This is a genomic window from Kribbella yunnanensis (assembly GCF_039529655.1).
GTDB classification, from domain to species: Bacteria; Actinomycetota; Actinomycetes; order Propionibacteriales; family Kribbellaceae; genus Kribbella; species Kribbella yunnanensis.
The window spans coordinates 284429-298812 of record NZ_BAAANF010000023.1; the positions used below are offsets into that span (position 1 = coordinate 284429).

General features: G+C 65.1%; 11 protein-coding genes. All 11 read left to right on the top strand.

The annotated features are described in order from the left end of the window. Positions 1 to 18: 18 nt before the first annotated feature. The 11 genes from ABD231_RS35670 to ABD231_RS35720 all read left to right on the top strand — a co-directional run bounded on the left by ABD231_RS35670 (position 19) and on the right by ABD231_RS35720 (position 13852). On the top strand, positions 19 to 2034 hold the full coding sequence (locus ABD231_RS35670) for an amidohydrolase family protein (RefSeq protein WP_344162480.1): 2016 nt from the start codon (positions 19 to 21) through the stop codon (positions 2032 to 2034). After that, positions 2031 to 3725: a DUF885 domain-containing protein gene (locus ABD231_RS35675; RefSeq protein WP_344162482.1), complete on the top strand. Its 1695-nt coding sequence runs from the start codon at positions 2031 to 2033 to the stop codon at positions 3723 to 3725. Before ABD231_RS35670 ends, ABD231_RS35675 begins: the two co-directional genes overlap by 4 nt. A 38-nt stretch (positions 3726 to 3763) precedes the next feature. Beyond that, a complete protein-coding gene (locus ABD231_RS35680) occupies positions 3764 to 4792 on the top strand; it encodes a dipeptidase (RefSeq protein WP_344162484.1) in 1029 nt (342 codons plus the stop codon). 117 nt (positions 4793 to 4909) lie between these two features. Then, a complete protein-coding gene (locus ABD231_RS35685; RefSeq protein WP_344162486.1) occupies positions 4910 to 6220 on the top strand; it encodes an NAD(P)/FAD-dependent oxidoreductase in 1311 nt (436 codons plus the stop codon). Between the two features lie 48 nt (positions 6221 to 6268). Then, entirely contained in the window at positions 6269 to 8251 is a 1983-nt protein-coding gene (locus ABD231_RS35690) for a S9 family peptidase (protein WP_344162489.1), read from the top strand. Beyond that, positions 8248 to 9021, top strand: a complete 774-nt coding sequence (locus ABD231_RS35695; protein ID WP_344162492.1) for an electron transfer flavoprotein subunit beta/FixA family protein — start codon at positions 8248 to 8250, stop codon at positions 9019 to 9021. The genes ABD231_RS35690 and ABD231_RS35695 overlap by 4 nt, the downstream gene beginning before the upstream one ends. A 15-nt stretch (positions 9022 to 9036) precedes the next feature. Continuing rightward, the gene (locus tag ABD231_RS35700) at positions 9037 to 9984 is read left to right on the top strand and encodes an electron transfer flavoprotein subunit alpha/FixB family protein (protein WP_344162495.1); all 948 of its coding nucleotides are present in this window, start codon (positions 9037 to 9039) and stop codon (positions 9982 to 9984) included. A gap of 79 nt (positions 9985 to 10063) precedes the next feature. Then, complete coding sequence (locus tag ABD231_RS35705) at positions 10064 to 11320, top strand: PucR family transcriptional regulator (protein ID WP_344162498.1); 1257 nt, start codon at positions 10064 to 10066, stop codon at positions 11318 to 11320. Positions 11321 to 11402: 82 nt separating this feature from the next. Then, on the top strand, positions 11403 to 12218 hold the full coding sequence (locus ABD231_RS35710; RefSeq protein ID WP_344162501.1) for an alpha/beta fold hydrolase: 816 nt from the start codon (positions 11403 to 11405) through the stop codon (positions 12216 to 12218). Positions 12219 to 12224: 6 nt separating this feature from the next. Continuing rightward, a complete protein-coding gene (locus ABD231_RS35715; protein WP_344162504.1) occupies positions 12225 to 13091 on the top strand; it encodes a VOC family protein in 867 nt (288 codons plus the stop codon). After that, positions 13088 to 13852: a 3-hydroxybutyrate dehydrogenase gene (locus ABD231_RS35720; RefSeq protein WP_344162507.1), complete on the top strand. Its 765-nt coding sequence runs from the start codon at positions 13088 to 13090 to the stop codon at positions 13850 to 13852. Before ABD231_RS35715 ends, ABD231_RS35720 begins: the two co-directional genes overlap by 4 nt. Positions 13853 to 14384 lie beyond the last annotated feature (532 nt).

Genomic DNA, 14384 nt, shown 5'->3' on the forward strand with positions numbered 1-14384 from the left:
AGTGAAAGGAGTCTCTTGATGACCACCGAATGGACGTTGCCGGTCGTCGACTATCCAGCCCGGGTCAGCACCGCCGTGGCGATTACCCAGGTTGCGGTCGTGCCCATGGACGAAGAACGGGTGCTGACTGATCACACGGTGGTGGTGCGGGACGGCAAGATCGATCGCGTGGCGCCGGCCGCCGAGGTCGACACCACCGGCATGCGCGTCGTCGACGGCGCCGGGAAGTACTTGATCCCAGGTCTTGCGGACATGCACATGCATCTCGGCGACTCGACTGATCTTATCTGCGCGCGAGACGTCGGCGAGCTGCTGCTCTATCTGAACGCCGGTGTCACGACTGTTCGCAACATGTGGGGCGACCCGTTCCACCTGGCTGCGCGGGCACGGGTGGCCAGTGGCGAGCTGCCAGGACCGCGGATCGTTACGGCGAGTCCGATCATCGACGGTCGGCACCCGACACCGGGCGGAAGGCCCATGGTGTACCGCCCCGTGGTGCTCGATGATCCTGCTGACGCGGTCGGACTGGTGAAAGCCTATGCCGAGCGTGGCTACGACCTGATCAAGCCTTACAGCTGGTTGAGCCTCGAATCGCTCCAAGCGCTGGGACGGGCGAGCAAGGACGCCGGGCTGGCAATGTCCGGGCACTGCCCGATCGAGGTCACCTTCGCGCAGGCTGCCGATGCCGGGATGAACTGCCTCGAGCACATGACCAACATCTTCCACGGCACCCTCCGCGACGGCGAATCGGCCGGCGATCTGGCCGACGCCGACCCGGCTCAGGTCGAGCGTGTGGTGGCCACCCTGGACTGGGACGCGCTCGGGCGCCTGGCCGACCGATTCGCCGAGGATCAGATCTGGAACTGCCCGACGATCGCGATCCAGGAGAGGATGCCGTGCGTCCCACAGTTCGACGGCGACCCTCTGGAGCTGATACAGGACCGGCTCCGCCACCTTGCGCCGATCACCTCGACGATTCTCTCGAACCACCCGGGGCTGCGGGCGCCGCTGGCAGCCGAGCCGGAGCAAGTCTTCGCCGCGCGCCAACAGCGCAACGAACTCAAGCTGCGCATCATCAGGTTGTTCCACGAGCGAGGGGCGCCATTGCTGACCGGCTCGGATGCACCGATCGGAAGGCCGGGTGATGGCGTGCATGACGAGCTCGCCACTTTCGTCCGTGCCGGATTGACCCCGTACGAAGCGCTCCGCTGTGCGACGACGGAACCAGCGCGGTATCTGGGCCAGGAGCAGGACTGGGGCACGATCACCGAAGGAAAGCGCGCCGATCTCGTCCTGCTCGATGCGAACCCGTTGACCGACATCGCCAACTCAGCCAGCATCGCGGCCGTCTTCACTAACGGCTATCACCTCTCGAAAGCCGAACTGACGGCGCTGATGGCCGCCAGAGCCGAAGCCCTGGCTGCCCCGCTATCAGCCCTCAGCTTGCCCGAGCCTTCAGAGCTGCTCCGGACGACCATCTTCGGCACGACGACAGGACTCCTCACCTACGCGCACCGTCAGCAATCCGACGGCAGTTGGCTGATCGACGAGCGAAGCCGCAGCCACACTCGGGAGCGCACCACTCGGCTCGACCTCGCCCCCGACTTCACTATCCGGACCGCGACCACCCGGATCGAGAGCCCGCTGGGCGCCGAGACAACCGATGTCACGTGGGAGGAGGACAAGGGATATCGGGTCGTGCAGGTCGATCTCGACGGTGTGCTGACGACGGCGATGATCGGGGAGGAGCACTTGGTGCCCAGCGACAGTATGGCGCTCTCGGTGGCTGCTCTTCGGCTCACTGGCGAAGGAGTGCGTGCACTGGCCGCTGACCACGAGGCCGTCGAGGAGCACACTCTTTCGGTCGAGCTGCAAGGCTCGAGCAGATCAGTTACCGCTGATCATCCGCGCGACGCACTGCTGCACTACCAGGTCGAGCTCGCCGAGGAGGGAGCGGTCGACAGCATTGTCGCCACCTTCGGTCTCGGCATGGGCAACAGGCTGGACCGAGAAACCGGAGAGTGTGCTCAGTGACCGCATCCCAGGTTGTGTCGGACGTCGCCGACGAGTTCTGGCGCTGCCAGTCCCGGTGGCAACCGAATCTGCACGCGCAGGCCGGCCTGCCTGTCGAGCACCTGCCCAAGGGCAGCCACGAGGAGGCTTCGTCCCGAGCCTCCCAAGCCCGTGGGCTGGTCGGCAGGCTGGACGCCCTCGAATCCGGTGAGCTCGGCGGCGACGACGAGGACACGGTGCGTTTCCTGCGGCACTTCGCGGAGGTCTACGCCGGTGAGGCAGACCACTTCTGGCTCACACCGGCCGGTACGCCGTACCAGAACCTCGTTCAGCTGCTCGTCTACGCCGACTCCGTCTTCGCACCCCACCAGTTCGGCGCGATGAGCGATCTCGACAACTACCTAGGCCTGGCGGCAGATTTCGGCGGCCGCGTCGAGGGTCTCGGCGAGCTGCTTCAGGGGCAGCAGGAGCGGGGGATCTTCATTCCTCGGCCAGCCCTGAGCGGTGCCATCGCGTCGATTAGCGGCCTGAAGACCAGCGCCGCGACCTCCCTCGCTGTGGACGACGTACGCCTTGCCGAGCTCGGCCCGAAGGTGAAGGGCCTGTTGGCGCAGCGTATCGAGGCCGTTGTCGACCACCAGATCGCGCCGGCGATCGACAAGATCCTCGGACTACTGGATTCACCTGCCTATGCCGAGGCCGCGCCCGACGGGGTCGGCCTGTCACGTCAACCAGGTGGCGAGGAGGCGTACCGATTCCTGGTGCGCCGGGAGACCAGCATGGACACGACCCCCGAAGACCTGCATCGGCTGGGCGTGGAGCAGTGCAGGGAGCTCAGCGAGCGAATGCATGAGGTCCGCTCCGCGCTCGGCTACCACGGGAGCGAAGCCGAGTTCCGCGACGTATTGCGCGGGCGGAGGGCGCTGTTCGCCCAGTCGGTGCAAGAGGTGGAGAAACGCTATCTCGGCTACCTGTCGCGGATAGAACCCCTGATCGGCGACTACTTCAGCGTGCTCCCGAAGGCCCCGTACGGCGTGGCGCGGCTCAGTGAAGACGTAGAAGCCGGTGTGACCTTCGGGTACTACGAAGCGCCGACCCGGATCGAGCCGATGGGTCGCTACCGCTACAACGGATCGAACCTGTCGGAGCGGTCCCTGCTCACCGCGGGGCCACTGATTTACCACGAACTGATACCTGGTCATCACTTCCACCTTGCCCGGCAGTTCGAGTCCGTGGAGCTTCCCGACTTCAGGCGGTACGCGGCCGAGCTCTGCGGAGCCTTTGCCGAAGGGTGGGCGGAGTACGCCAGCGGCCTGGGCTGGGAGATGGGTCTGTACGACGACCCCTGGGACGCGTACGGACGGTTGGCGCACGAACGATTCACAGCTGCCAGGCTCGTGATCGACACCGCGCTCAACTGCGGCTGGTGGACGTACGACGAAGCCCTGTCCTTCATGCGCGCCAACACGACCGAGTCCGAGACGCAGCTGAAGTCGGAATTGTTGCGGTATGCAACGGACCTTCCCGGCCAGGCGCTGGGCTACCGCGCGGGCTTCCTGGGTATCTCCCGGCTGCGGGCCGACGCCGAACGCCGGTGCCGTACGCAGTTCGACATTCGCGAGTTCCACGAAGCGGTTCTAGGTGGTGGGGCGATGCCGTTCACCGTGCTCGAACCGCGGGTATCCCGGCGACTCCCTGGCCGGCCATCGTGATGACCATCGACGCGCAGGCCCAATCCGTTCATGCACGGATGAGGGTCGTCGACACCCATGACGATCTGCTGATGCTGTGTGCGCGGCGGCCGGTGCATCTCCAAGGGGCGTATTTCAGGGAGACCTGGCTGCCACAGTTGCGGGCCGGCGGAGTAGACGTCCAGGTCCTGCCTGTCTTCGTCGCCGATGAATTTCGGCCCGAGGGCGCCCTTCGTCAGACGCTGCGCATGCTGGAGACCGGGTGGCGGGTGGCGGCCGCGAACTCCGATGCCGTGCGGATCTGTCTGACCGGGGAAGACGTCGAGAGAGCGTTGGCGGACGGACTCATCGCCATCATCCTGGCGCTTGAAGGCTGTGAAGCGGTCGGGACCGACGTGGAGTTGTTCGAACCACTGTTCCGGCTGGGCGTACGGATCGCGTCCTTCACGCACTTCGGCCGGACGATGCTGGCTGACGGTTCAGGTGAGGACGGCACCGGCAGCCGACTTACGGGAGCGGGGATCGATGCCGTCGCGGCGTGCGAAAGCCTCGGGATCATGCTGGACGTCTCGCACCTCGGAGCGGCCTCGACCGACCATCTGCTCGAACTTGCGACCCGGCCGGTCATCGCTTCCCATTCGTCGGCGTACTCGGTGCGTCCGCACCATCGGAACCTGACCGACGCGCGGCTACGAGGGATCGCCGAAACTGGCGGCACTGTGGGCATCAACCTGCTGGCGACCTTCGTCGACCACGACGATCACACCGTGGCGCGAGCGGTCGATCACGTCGAGCACGTCGCCTCGGTGGTCGGTGTGGAGCACGTGGGTCTCGGGCCGGACTTCATCAAGGAGGTCCTCGACGAGATCTATGGTCCCGATGAGGACGTGCTGCTCGACGGTGTCGTGGCCTCGACCTACATCCCCGGACTGGAAGGTCCGTCAGGACTCCCACTCATCACAGCTGAGCTGATCGGCCGAGGCTGGCCCGAAGATGACATCCGCTGGGTGATGGGCGGCGGCTTCAGCCGGGTATTGGCTCGCGAACTGGGCGTCCCGGGCTCGAGCGGCGTCCGACGCGATGCGTGAGTGACGCGGACGGTCACCGAACGTTGCACCCTGAGCCGGTTTCCTTCAACACCTGTCGGTCGTTTCCAGGCTTCGAACGAGACAGAGTTTGGCTCAAGACGAGTTGTTGGAGGTGTCATGGCCCGCAAGGCTGATGTGATTGTCGTGGGAGCTGGTGTGATCGGATCAGCCGTTGCCTACGAGCTCGCCCGCAGAGAGCTGGACGTTGTCGTTGTTGACAAGGCCACGGGCGTCGGACACGGATCGACCGGCGCCTCGAGCGCGGTCGTCCGGTTCAACTACTCGACGTTCGACGGGGTGGCTCTGGCGTGGGAGTCCTTTCACTGCTGGACGAAGTGGGCCGAGCATTTGGGGACGCCAGAGGGGCCGGGCCTCGCGTCGATCAGTACCGTCGGCTGTCTCATGCTCGACGTTCCCCCGATGCGGCTGGAGCGCACTCACGCGCTACTGAACTCGGCTGGGGTACGGGCGGAGGTGTGGGCTCCCGCCGTACTGCGGGAGCGCGTACCCGGTATCGATGCGGGCAAGTTCTGGCCACCCAAGCGTGTCGATGACGACGCGTTCTGGGCCGAGCCGACCGAGGAGCTGTCGGCGCTCTACATGCCCGACGGTGGGTTCATCGACGATCCGATGCTCGCGGCGCAGAACCTTGCCGACGCCGCGAGACGCCACGGTACGACGTTCCTGTTCAAGCAGCGCGTGGTCGATGTGATCCGGGCCGGCGATCGGGTCGGCGGCATTCGGATCGAGTCCGGTGAAGTGATTGAGGCGCCCGTCGTCGTGAACGTGGCCGGGCCCTGGTCGACGGCGCTGAACGAGCTTGCCGGCGTCGGGTCCGACCACACGATCACCGTGAGACCCCTGCGCCAAGAGGTGCACCACGTCACTGCGCCTCCTGGATTCAGCAAGGACGACGAGTCGATGGGGCCTGTGGTGTGCGACATGGATCTGGGTACGTATATGCGCCCGGCCAAGGGCAACGGCTTCATGGTCGGCGGCACAGAGCCAGAGTGTGAACCGCTGCAATGGATCGACGACCCCGACGCGTCCAACCCCAACAGAACCAAGGACTTGTTCACCTCCCAAGTACTCCGTGCGGCGCGTCGGTTCCCAGATCTGGAAGTGCCGTCTCAGCCCAAGGGGATTGCCGGGGTCTATGACGCCGCGTCCGACTGGACACCGATCTATGACCGCAGCGAACTCGATGGTTTCTATCTGGCCATGGGGACGAGTGGAAATCAGTTCAAGAACGCTCCCGTGGTAGGTCGCGTGATGGCGACGTTGATCGCGGCAGTGGAGAAGGGCCACGACCACGACAATGACCCGGTGCAGTACGTCTGCCCGCACACAGGGCACACCATCAACCTGGGCTCGTACTCGCGAAAGCGCACAGCGAACGAGAACTCTTCCGGCACTGTGCTCGGCTAAGTGGCGCGACCACTGAATTCGGCACCCCTGACACCCGATCGGAGCATTATGACCGTCGACATCCGGCACACCGAGGAGTACTCGTCAGTCGCCGAGCACCTGGATCGGCTGCACTCTCCTGCCTTCGGGCGGCCTTATGCGATTTCTGATCCGCAGATTTCTTCCGATGGCTCGCGGCTTCTCGTCACAGGAACCGTCCTCGAGGCGCTGGAGGGGCTACCGCGCACCCGGCTGTTTGCTGTTGAAGACGGAGCGCTCGAATCTGCTTGCGGTGACGAAGCGTCGTCCCGTGGCGGACGGTTCTCTCCCGACGGGAAGACACTGGCATTCCTCTCGGACAGCGCCAAAGAGGGGGAGTTCCAGCTCTGTCTGACCGCAAGTGAGACTCTTGGGCCCGGCACCCGCGTGCCGCACGTCGACGGAACTGTCGAATACCTGCACTGGTCGCCGGACAGCCGGCGGGTGCTACTCGGGGTCGCGGGTACGGGTGCTGACCTGTCGGGCGCACAGGGCTCAGGCGTCAACCAGGACGTCGAGACCGGGTTGCCGTCGTGGCATCCGGAGGTCGAGGACGGGGTCCCCGCTTTCGCCTGGCGAACTCTTTGGATCTATGCGGTCGACAGCGGGGAGCTCACGCAGGTTTCGCCTGACGGGCTGAACTGCTGGGAAGCCAGTTGGTGCGGAGACGATCAGGTCTTGGCTGTCACCAGCGACTCTCCCAGTGAAGACTCGTGGTACTCGGCGTCGCTCTCGATCATCGATCCTGTCGAACGAACTCACCGGGTGCTGCTGACCAGCCAGGTGCAGCTGGGTCTCCCAGGCGGCTCTCCTGACGGCCGATTCGCCAGCGTCGTACAGGCTGTTTGTAGTGACCGGGGGATTGTTGCTGGAGACCTGATCGTCATGGACCTGATTGCGGGGACGCAAACGACTGTAGACACCGCCCGGACGGACGTCACGTCGGTGCATTGGATATCGGGTCAGAAGCTCGGATATGTGGGACTCCGTGGCCTTGACTCGGTGGTTGGCAGCTATGACACCTCCATCGAGCAGGCCGAGGAGATCTACTGCAGCCCGCACGCAGGTGGCCTCCGGTACCCGGAGGCATCCTTTTCGGCGAACGGCGAGATCGCGATCGTCCAGAGCTCGTATCGGCTGCCACATCAGGTCGTTGTTGTCGCCGATCATGTTGTCGACGTCCGGGCCTCGGTCTGGCACGCGGGCTCGGACTACCTGCTGTCGATCTGCGGCAATGCCGCGCCGGTGGCATGGAAGGCGCCGGACGGACTGACGATCGAAGGCATTTTGTGCCGGCCTGAGGGAGACGGTCCGTTTCCCCTGGTCGTGAACATCCATGGTGGTCCGATCTGGGCCTTCCAGAATTCCTGGTCCTTGAACTATCCCTGGGTTCCGCTACTCGTCTCGCGGGGATACGCAGTCCTTTGCCCGAACCCACGAGGCAGCGGTGGTCGCGGCCAGGAATTCGCCGGCCGAGTCGTTGCTGACATGGGCGGAGCGGACACTTATGACGTCATCTCGGGTATCGACGCTTTGGTTGAGCAAGGCATCGCCGATCCTGCACGCATCGGACTGATTGGGGGAAGCTACGGCGGATTCATGTCGTCCTGGCTGGTCACGCAGGACCAGCGGTTCGCCGCGGCGGTGCCGGTCTCCCCGGTGACCGACTGGTACAGCCAGTCGTTCACCAGCAACATCGCAGAGTGGGGCAACTCCTTCCTCGGCGCCGATCCCGAACTGCCTGGCACGATGGCCCACACCAGGAGTCCAGTGCTTCAGGCGAGCAAGGTGCGGACGCCTTGCCTCAACGTTGCCGGCGCAGGCGATCGATGTACACCACCGGCGCAGGCGCGCGAGTTCCATCAAGCCCTGACGGCGCACGGCGTCGAATCGGTCCTTGCGATCTACCCCGAAGAAGGGCACGGGGTCCGTGCCTATCCGGCGCTGATCGACTTCCTCACTAGGGTCGTCACGTGGTTTGACCGCCACATGCCGGCGACTCACACGCTATGAAGATCGTCGTCTGCGCGAAGTTCGTGCCGGATGCCACGGCGGACCGCCGCTTCCGCCCGGAGGACAACACGGTGGACCGTGCCGGTGTGGACGGGCTGCTGTCCGAGCTGGACGAGTACGCCGTCGAGACCGCGCTGACCGTCAAAGAGGCCGGGGATGCTGAGGTGACCATCCTCACTGTCGGCCCGGAGCAGGCTGCGGACGCGGTGAAGAAGGGCCTGCAGATGGGCGCCGACGGAGGTGTGCACGTGCTCGACGACGCCATCCACGGCTCCGACGCGGTCGCCACCTCGCTGGTGCTGTCGAAGGCGCTGGCCAAGCTCGAGGCCGACCTGGTCGTGTTCGGGATGAGCTCGACCGACGGCGGTATGGGCGTCGTCCCCGCGATGGTGTCGGAGCGCCTCGGCCTGCCGGCCGTGACGCTGGGCTCCGAGGTCACCGTCGACGGCACGACCGTGCGGATCCGCCGCGACGGCGACACCGCGAGCGACACCGTCGAGGGCACGCTGCCGCTGGTGCTGAGCGTCTCCGACCAGGCGAACGAGCCGCGGTACCCGTCGTTCAAGGGCATCATGGCCGCTAAGAAGAAGCCGGTCGAGACCTGGTCGCTGGCCGACCTCGAGATCACCCCGGACCAGGTCGGTTCCTGGACCGAGGTCGTCGAGGTCACCGCGCGTCCGGCGCGCACCGCGGGAACGATCGTGACCGATGAGGACGGCTCCGGTGCGGGCCAGCTCGTCGAGTTCCTGTCCACCAACAAGTTCCTCTGAGGGGCGAGCAGTCTTATGTCGAACGTTCTGGTTCTCGTTGACCACACCGCGGGCGTCGTGCGCAAGACGACCGCCGAGCTCCTGACCATCGCCCGCCGCCTCGGCGAGCCTGTCGCGGTCTTCATCGGCGACAACGCTTCGGAGGCCCTGCCGGCCCTGGGTCAGTACGGCGCGACCAAGGTGGTCGCGCTGACCAATCCGGAGCTCTCGCAGTACCTGGTGTCGCCGAAGGCGGAGGCGCTGCAGCAGGTCGCGGCCAAGATCGAGCCGTCGGCGATCCTGATCTCGTCGAACGCCGAGGGCAAGGAGATCGCGGCCCGGCTCGCGGTCAAGCTCGAATCGGGCCTGATCACCGACGCGGTCGATGTTCAGGAAGGCTCGGTCACCACGCAGTCGGTGTTCGCGGGCAACTTCACCGTCAAGTCGAAGATCACCCACGGCGTCGCCGTCATCACGGTGAAGCCGAACGCGGCGACCCCCGAGGCCGCGGAGACCTCCCCGGAGGTCGAGGAGTTCGACGTGACGATCTCGGATGCCGCCAAGACGGCGCGCATCACCGAGTCGAAGCCGCGCGCGGCGACCGGCCGTCCGGAGCTGACCGAGGCGGCGATCATCGTCTCCGGTGGTCGTGGTACCGGCGGTGACTTCGGTCCGGTCGAGGCCTTCGCCGACTCGCTCGGCGCGGCTGTCGGTGCATCCCGCGCCGCGGTCGACTCCGGCTGGTACCCGCACGCCTACCAGGTCGGCCAGACCGGCAAGACCGTCTCTCCGCAGCTGTACGTCGCCGCCGGCATCTCCGGCGCGATCCAGCACCGGGCCGGTATGCAGACCTCGAAGACGATCGTTGCCATCAACAAGGACAACGAGGCCCCGATCTTCGAGCTCGTCGACTTCGGCGTCGTCGGTGACCTGCACAAGGTCCTCCCGGCCGCCACCGAAGAGGTCACCAAGCGCAAGTCCTGAACTACAGATTCGGCTCGGATGCCGCGCAACTCGATGTACATGCTGATTGGGGGCGCATGTGGCTAGTCTGGGCAGTGTTATGGAGACCCGCGGACTGCAGCCAATTGTGGATGGACTGGCGGAGCGCATCGGACGGAATGTTGCGATCGACGACCCGCAGATCCACCTTCTCGCGTACTCCGCTCAGTTCGGGACGACGGACGTACAGCGAGTGCATTCGATCATGCAGATGCGTGTCGACGAGTCACTCGTCAAGCATGTGTACCGTGAAGGCATCGGGGTAGCACAGGCGCCCATCCGGGTTAGCGGCATACCGGAGATCGAGTTCCTCGAACGGCTCTGCTTCCCAGTCAGGTGTCAGGGGTTGTTGTTCGGCTTCTTGTGGATCATCGACGAGGACCATTCGCTGCCGTCGGAGTCGGCAGAACTCTGTATGGCGGCAGCCGCAGCCGCCGGTGAGGTGTTGATGCGGGAGCGGTTCCTCAACGACGAGCGGCGGTTGCGTGAAGCCGAGGTATTCGGCGGGCTGCTCAGCGCAGACGATCATGTGCGCGCAGCCACGTACGACGAGGGCCTGCAGGGGCAGCTCTTCGGGCCGGCGGAGGCCTGCTGTTGCGTCCTCATCAGGGACATGAACTCGGAGCATAGGAATGCCGCCGCATCGAGCACGGCGCTGGACCACATCCTGCGCACCCTCGGACAGCGGATAGCTCCGCTGAGTGCGCTGGCAGCCGTGCGGGATGAGGAAGCTTGTGGCGCACTGTTGGTGCACGGTGACGAGCAGACGATCGAGCGTCTCGTCGAAGACAGCGCTAGGGCTCTCTTCAGGGAGGCTGTGGAGTCGCTTCCCGGAGAATTCTTGCCCAGGGTCGGAGTCGGCAGTGTGGAGAGGTCGGTTGCTCAGGCGCGTTTGAGTTATCAGAACGCCAAGCTTGCCACGTTGATCGGAGCGCATGTCGAGGATTTCGCTCCGGTGACTATGTGGAGCAAGCTGGGTGTCTATCAGCTGCTTGCGCGGTTTCCTGGAATCGAAACGCGAGAGACGCCGCTGCCGCCGGAGTTGCGGGCGGTCTTGGCTGACAAGGGTGCCGAGCAGATGGTCGAAACGCTCGAGACATACCTCGACCTCGGCGGCAGCGTTCAGGCTTCCGTCAAAACGCTTCAGCTGCACCGGACCACCCTCTACTACAGGATCAGCAGGATCGAGCAGTTGACGGGGCTCTCGCTGTCTAACGGCAGCGATCGCTTGCTGCTGCACATCGGGCTGAAGCTGGCCAGGCTCCAAGGTGCCCTGCCCGGCCAAGACCACTACGCACAGCCGCCCAGCGCGCTCTGATCATCGACTGACCGAGCGACCTTGTCATTGACATTGTCAGGCGTATAGTGAGCGTTACATACAGATCATGAAGTGAGGCAACATGACGAGCACTTTGGATGTCGGAGATGCGCGGCTGGCATACACCGATGCCGGGTCGGGCAGGCCGATCGTTTGGCTGCACGGCTCGGGGCCGGGTGCGTCGGGAATGAGTAACTTCGGCGGGAATCTGCCGGCGTTCGAGGACTACCGCAACATCGTGATCGATCTGCCGGGCTGGGGGCAGTCGCCGCGGCCCGAGACGGAGGAGCCGCTGATCTTCCATGCCGCCGAGCGGGTCTGCCGCGCGATGACGGCGCTGGGGATCGAACGGGCGCACCTGGTTGGCAACTCCTACGGTGGCGCGGTGGCCATGCGGATTGCCATGCGCTATCCGGAGCGCGTCGACCGGCTGGTGCTCATGGCGCCCGGGGGAGTCCTTCCCGCGGATGCGCCGCCGTGGCCCATTGGGCTCGAACGGCTTTTCGCCTACATGGCGGCAGCGAATCCTTCGCGCGAGGCGATGGCCGAGTTCGTGCGCCTGATGGTCTTCGATGAATCCCTTGCGACCGAGGCGCTGATCGACGAACGGTACGAGTCGAGTCTCCGAGCTCACCCCGAGCTGCCCATCCCGCCCAACTTCGGCGATCTGACCCCAGATCTGGGTCTGATCAGCGCCTCCACGCTGCTCGTGTGGGGCCAAGAGGACCAGACTGTTCCGCTGACCTGGGCGCCCAGAATCCTTGAAGGGATCCCGAACGCGGTCTTGCGGGTGTTGCCGAACTGCCGGCATTGGGTGCAGTACGAACGTGCTCACGAGTTCAATCGCATCGTTCGCGAGTTTCTGCAGGGCGGGACACCCGCCGTACCGAAGGGGTGACAGACCGTGGGGATCAGCAAGTTGGGCTACGTCGGACTCAACGTCACCGATCTCGCAGCTTGGACGAGCCTGCTCGAGCACACGCTGGGTGTCGGCGTTGCCTCGGCGAAGTCTGGGTCGGACAAAGTCGCGCTGGCTGAACTCGACGAGTACAAGTACCGCTTGGCGCTCTATCCGGGGATCGAGGACACTCCACGCGAACTTGGGTGGATCGTCGATTCGCCGTGGGAGCTCGACCGTCTTACCCAGCGCTTGACGGATGCCGGCTTCGCCGTTGAGGACGGGTTTGTGGAGGAGATGGAGTTGCGCGGTGCGACCCATCTTCGCTGGTTCACCGATCCGGTCGGCTATCGCGTGGAGCTGGCGGTCGGTGAAGCCAAGGTGCGCCTCGGCCCCGATCGCCCAGCTGGCGGGACCGGCGTGACCGGGCTAGGGCATTTCGTGCTGGCGAGTCCCAAGCTCCGGGAACTTCGCGAGCTCTACGAGTCGGTACTCGAGTTCAAACTGACCGACTATCGCGCTCCTGGCCTGTACTTCTTCCGGTGTAACCGGACTCACCACAGCATTGCTCTCGCGAACGCGGCAACTCCGTCGATCCACCATCTGGAGCTCGAACACGGTTCGATCGACGACGTCGGGCGAGCCTACGATCGGGCCAAGGAGAACGATGTGCCGATCTCGATCAGCCTTGGCAGGCATATGAACGACAAGGCGATTTCGTTCTATGTGCAGAATCCCAGTGGGTTCCACCTGGAGATCGGCTGCGGCGGCATCGACGTCGGCGACGACTGGGTCCCCCACGACTTCGGTCGCGCGGACGAATGGGGCCACCAGCATGCCGCCGCCAGTCCCTTCGCTTCCCCTGAATCATGATGAACGTCGTTCCGGGGCCTGACCTGTCCGGTCGCCGCGCCGTCGTCACCGGCGGCGCGAGCGGAATCGGCGCCGCAGTCGCGAGCCGTCTCGCCGGACTTGGGGCTCATGTCGCGGTGTGTGACGTCGACGCTGAGGGAGCGGCTCGAACGGCCGAGCAGATTGGTGGCGAGGCTCTCGCGATCGATCTCAGCAAGACCGCGGACCTGGCCGAGCGACAGTTCAACGCGGACATCCTCGTCAACAATGCTGGGATTCAGCACGTCGCGCCGATAGACCAGTTCGAGCCTGAGCGGTTCGCTTTCATGCTGCGGCTCATGCTTGAGGCACCTTTCCTGCTGACTCGTGCGGTCCTGCCACAGATGTACGAGCAGGGTTGGGGGCGGATTGTCCACATCTCCAGCGTTCACGGTCTCCGGGCGAGTGCCTACAAGTCTGCCTATGTGAGCGCCAAGCACGGGCTTCTGGGCCTGTCGAAGGTCATCGCGCTGGAAGGCGCGGCCCATGGTGTGACCAGCAACTGCGTGTGCCCCGGATACGTTCGTACGCCCTTGGTCGAGAACCAACTGGCCGACCAAGCGGTGGTGCACGGCCTGACGACCGACGCAGTGCTGTCGGAGGTCCTGCTGGCGCGATCCTCCGTGAAACGACTCATCGAGCCCGCCGAGGTGGCCGGCGCGGTGGCGTACTTGTGTTCGCCAGATGCGACGTCCGTCACCGGCACCGAACTCGTCCTCGATGGAGGCTGGAGCGCGTCCTGACGGTCTCGCTCAACCCGCAACGTCGGCTCGTGTCAGAGCGTGCGGCGGAGGCTCAAGTCGAGGAGGCCTGAGGGCCCTCGGAGGCTGTGCTCGTTCGGCAGGCCGGGGTTTGCTGGCGCCGATCAGGTCGGCTAGCGCGCTGAGCGGAGTGAGGAGGTGGAGCAGTGGTGCGATCAGTACGACGCAGCCGCTGCCGAAACGTCGCTCGAGCACAATGGCGAGCAATGGGCCGGCTGCCAGTGCGACAAGCAGTGCTGGCTGCGAGGGGTCGTTCTCCAGGAGCAAGAGAAGTCCGGTCGTGAGGGCCAGCGGGCAATGTGTGCTTTGCCAAGCCGCTACCCCACGTGCGATGCCGGAAATCGCGACGAGCATGACACCGACGGCAGTGAGATCAACTACATCGCTTCTGTCGTGAAGCCACGTCGTGACCGGCCATACCGACCAAGGCAGGCCGCACCAGTCGATGGCTGCCTGGAGGACCTGGCCAGGCCGCAGATCCTCAAGAAGAGAGATTACGGCCAGCCAGGTCAGT

Excerpts from the sequence above, each read along its gene's own strand:
- ABD231_RS35690 (WP_344162489.1), top strand. The coding sequence starts at position 6,269 with ATGACCGTCGACATCCGGCACACCGAGGAGTACTCGTCAGTCGCCGAG.
- ABD231_RS35705 (WP_344162498.1), top strand. The coding sequence starts at position 10,064 with ATGGAGACCCGCGGACTGCAGCCAATTGTGGATGGACTGGCGGAGCGC.
- ABD231_RS35720 (WP_344162507.1), top strand. The coding sequence starts at position 13,088 with ATGATGAACGTCGTTCCGGGGCCTGACCTGTCCGGTCGCCGCGCCGTC.
- ABD231_RS35670 (WP_344162480.1), top strand. The coding sequence starts at position 19 with ATGACCACCGAATGGACGTTGCCGGTCGTCGACTATCCAGCCCGGGTC.
- ABD231_RS35680 (WP_344162484.1), top strand. The coding sequence starts at position 3,764 with ATGAGGGTCGTCGACACCCATGACGATCTGCTGATGCTGTGTGCGCGG.
- ABD231_RS35700 (WP_344162495.1), top strand. The coding sequence starts at position 9,037 with ATGTCGAACGTTCTGGTTCTCGTTGACCACACCGCGGGCGTCGTGCGC.
- ABD231_RS35685 (WP_344162486.1), top strand. The coding sequence starts at position 4,910 with ATGGCCCGCAAGGCTGATGTGATTGTCGTGGGAGCTGGTGTGATCGGA.
- ABD231_RS35710 (WP_344162501.1), top strand. The coding sequence starts at position 11,403 with ATGACGAGCACTTTGGATGTCGGAGATGCGCGGCTGGCATACACCGAT.
- ABD231_RS35695 (WP_344162492.1), top strand. The coding sequence starts at position 8,248 with ATGAAGATCGTCGTCTGCGCGAAGTTCGTGCCGGATGCCACGGCGGAC.